Origin of the sequence: Protofrankia sp. CiT1 (assembly GCF_917627335.1) — a bacterium.
GTDB lineage: Bacteria > Actinomycetota > Actinomycetes > Frankiales > Frankiaceae > Protofrankia.
This window is the reverse complement of sequence record NZ_CAKJTP010000003.1, coordinates 42,746-46,307: the sequence shown is the minus strand read 5'-3', so window position 1 is coordinate 46,307 and position 3,562 is coordinate 42,746. Positions and strand designations below refer to the sequence as shown.

The following is a 3,562-nucleotide window of genomic DNA, read 5'->3' as shown; positions in this document are numbered from 1 at the left end:
CCCGCCGCCGCGGGCCCCGCCGCCGCGGGCTCCACGATCGGCTTCGGCCCGGTCGATGAGGTGCTCGCCCAGCTGGCGGAGGCGCATGGCGTCGCTACCCGTTACATCGACGCGGACGGCCAGGAGGTCACCGTCGCGCCGGACGTCGTGCGGACCGTGCTCGGGCTGCTCAACGTCGACGTCGCGAATCCGGCGACGGCCCTTGCCCAGGCGCGCGACGCGCTGTGGCGGCGTCCGTTGCCCGCCTGTGTGGTGGTGCGGCGCTCCGCGGCCACACCGGTCGTCCTACGGGTGCCAGCCGGCTCGGTCCGCAGCGCCGAGCTGGCCCTTGAAGGCGGCGGGAAACGTCAGCTGACGGACTGGGGCGAGGCGGTCGAACGGCGCACGGTCGATGGTGTGGCCATGCTCGGCCTCCCGCTGAACCTGCCCGCCGGGCTGCCATTCGGTGATCATTTGTTGCGGATCGCGGTCGGCACGACCCTGATCGCGACGAAGGTCGTCGTCGTGCCGGACGCGCTTCCCGCTCCAGCGGGCGCGGCCCACGCCCGCGGCTGGGGATGGATGATCCAGCTGTACGCGCTGCGGTCGGCGGCTTCCTGGGGGATGGGCGACTACGGCGACCTCGCCGCGATCGCCGAGTGGTCCGGGTCGGCTGACGGCCGGCGCGCCGACGTTGTGCTGGTCAACCCGGTGCACGCGGTCGCGCCGACGGTTCCGGTCGAGCCGTCCCCGTACTACCCGACCAGCCGGAGGTTCGCCTCGGCGCTGTATCTGCGTCCCGAGGACCTGCCTGAATATCAGCTGGCGGACGCCGCTACCCGGGCGCGGGTCGATCAGCTCGCCGCCGCTGCCCGCACGGAGGCTGATCCCGATCTGCTTGACCGGGACGCGGTGTGGCGGGCCAAGAGCGCCGCGCTGGAGCTGCTGTTCACCGTCGCGGCCGAGCGGGGCAGGGACCCGGACAGCGACTCGGACAGCGACTCGGACAGCGCCTGGGTGGACACCGACCGGGCAGGCGAGGAGGGTCTCATCGACTTCGCCACCTGGTGCGCCCTTGCGGAACGGCACGGCCGGGACTGGCGGCGCTGGCCGGCGGACCTCCACGACCCGGCCGGGTCCGCGGTGGCCGAGGCCCGGATTGAACTGCGGGCACGGATCGCCTTCCACCGCTGGTTGCAACGGTGCTGTGATGCCCAGCTCATGGCCGCGCAGACTGCTGCCCGTCATGCTGGGATGACCATCGGTATCGTTCACGATCTTGCTGTTGGCGTTGATCCCGGTGGTGCGGATGTCTGGGCCTGCCAGGACGTCTTCGCGACCGGCGCGACCATCGGCGCGCCTCCGGATGGGTTCAGCCAGCAGGGCCAGGACTGGCAGCTGCCGCCGTGGCGGCCCGACCGGCTGGCCGAGTCCGGCTACGCGCCGTTTCGGCAGCTGGTTGCCGCTGTGCTCCGTCGAGGCGGTGGCCTGCGGATTGACCATGTCCTGGGGCTGTTCCGGCTGTGGTGGATCCCGGCTGGTAACCCGGCCTCGGCCGGTACATATGTCCGCTATGACGCCGAGGCCATGCTCGGGCTCATCGCGCTGGAAGCGAGCCGGGCCGGTGCGCTCGTCGTCGGTGAGGACCTGGGCACGGTCGAATCCTCGGTGGCGGCGACGCTGGACCGGGCCGGTGTGCTCGGGTCGACTGTCGCGTGGTTCGAACGCGACGCGCATGGTGACCCGCTCGCGCCGCGCAGGTGGCGGGAACCGGCGATGGCGAGCGTTACCACTCATGATCTTCCTACCGTCGCCGGCTACCTTACCGGCGAGCATGTGCGGGTACGCGCCGACCGCGGCCTGCTGCGACAGTCGCGGGAGGCTGAACTCGCCGCCTGGCGGCGGGAACGGGACGCGTTGATCGCGTTGCTGCGGGGCGAGGGGCTGCTCGCTGCGGATCTTGCCACGCTCGACCTGGCCGCGTCGGCGGCGTCCGCCCCCGGCCTGGCCGGCGGCACCGGCGGCTCTGGCGGCTCTGGCGGCTCTGGCGGCTCTGGCGGCGCCACGTCGGACCTTGCGGTGACCCGTGAGATCGCCTTCGCTCTACACGGTCTGCTCGCCCGGTCACAGTCGCGGATCGTGCTGGCGGCACCCGGCGACGCCGTCGGTGACCTGCGCCAGCCGAACCTGCCCGGCACGGTGGACTCCTATCCGAACTGGCGGCTTGCGGCCACCGACGCTGACGGCCGGCCCGTAACCATCGAGCGGTTACGGGTGGACCCACAGGTACAGCGGCTTGCGCGGCTGCTCGCCTGTGTCCGTGACCAGGCCGACAGCGGGTGACGACAGCGGGTGAAAGGACAGGCGTGGGTTCGCCCCTCCGGGGGCGCACGGGCCCACGCCACCGCGGGAGGAAGGCCTCTCGGACGACCTTGGGTCAATCACCCGGTAACCTTCGCAACGTGACTCGTCGACGTCTACGGCACACCGCTCGCCGTGCTCTTACCGTAGCGGCACTCGCTTTCCTTACGATCCCGGCGCTTTCCGGTGCCGCGTTCGCGCAGGACATCGGAGACAGTTACAGCCCCGACCCGCTCACGCCGCTCGAGGCCTGGATCGTCTACGGTGGGACGATCGCCGTCGGGTTCGCTGTCGCGATCATCCTGACGGTGCTGTCAAGCCGGGGCAGCGGCCCGTCCCGTTACCGTCCGGGAGGCCCGTGGCCGCACCCGGAGGTGTGGATCGGCGCTCCTCCCGCTGTCGCCGAGGATGAGCGTCCGCACGTGGCGGCCCCTGGCTCGGGTGGTGCCAGTGGCACCTGGTGATGCGTTCACTCATGACCAGCTTGACCGGCTCGGCCGAGCCCAGGCGGCAGCGGAGGCCCAGACCGGCATCCGGTTCACCGTCCGGGTGGGTACGGTCGACGGCAACGCCGATCTTTTCGCTGAGCGGGCATTGGCCAACCTGGTGGACGCCACGCGCGACTCCGCCGTTCTGCTGCTGGTTTCGCCCGGTCAGCGCTTCGCCCGCATCATGACGACACAGGCGGCCAAGAGCCGCGTCTCCGATCAGGCCGCCGGGCTCACGGTTCTCACGATGATCTCCAGTTTCGCGCTCGGTGACATCGTCGGTGGGATCGTCAACGGACTCCGTCAGCTGGCGGACGTGGCCGGCCCGTCGGCGTCCGGTGGGTCCACCGCGGCTGTTGACGTGCCGACCGGGTCGACGAGCGGGGCCCGCTGAGAGCGTCCGTCCAACGTCTGGCGGGCCAAAGGCGATGCGATCGTGGTTCTGGCGTGTCGCCCAGAGGTCAAAGTCCCTGGGCCGTTGGTGGAACTCTGATTGCTTGAGAGCGACCGGCAATGGGAACGTGGCGTCGGCGTGGCTGGGTCACACAGCTCGCGGCGTTGTTGTCGGTCGACGCCCAACACCAGGGTGGCTCCCTCCTCCGCCGCGTGATGCAGCACCCCAACCCCGCTCCTTGATCCACACCCCTATTGCCGGTCGTTCTGAGAGAGCATCTCGTTCAGATAGGCGAAGTTTGTCGGGTCCGGTACACGGCAATTGCCAGGATTCGGGAACG

General features: G+C 70.6%; 3 protein-coding genes. All 3 read left to right on the top strand.

All coding sequences use genetic code 11. The annotated features are described in order from the left end of the window. The coding region (gene malQ, locus MJ785_RS01185; protein WP_370652837.1) for a 4-alpha-glucanotransferase at nucleotides 1–2,322 on the top strand (2,322 nt) is incomplete at its 5' end. Nucleotides 2,323–2,441: 119 nt separating this feature from the next. Further along, on the top strand, nucleotides 2,442–2,804 hold the full coding sequence (locus tag MJ785_RS01180) for a hypothetical protein (RefSeq protein WP_239310917.1): 363 nt from the start codon (nucleotides 2,442–2,444) through the stop codon (nucleotides 2,802–2,804). Continuing rightward, complete coding sequence (locus tag MJ785_RS01175) at nucleotides 2,791–3,222, top strand: DUF5130 family protein (protein ID WP_239379913.1); 432 nt, start codon at nucleotides 2,791–2,793, stop codon at nucleotides 3,220–3,222. The genes MJ785_RS01180 and MJ785_RS01175 overlap by 14 nt, the downstream gene beginning before the upstream one ends. Nucleotides 3,223–3,562 lie beyond the last annotated feature (340 nt).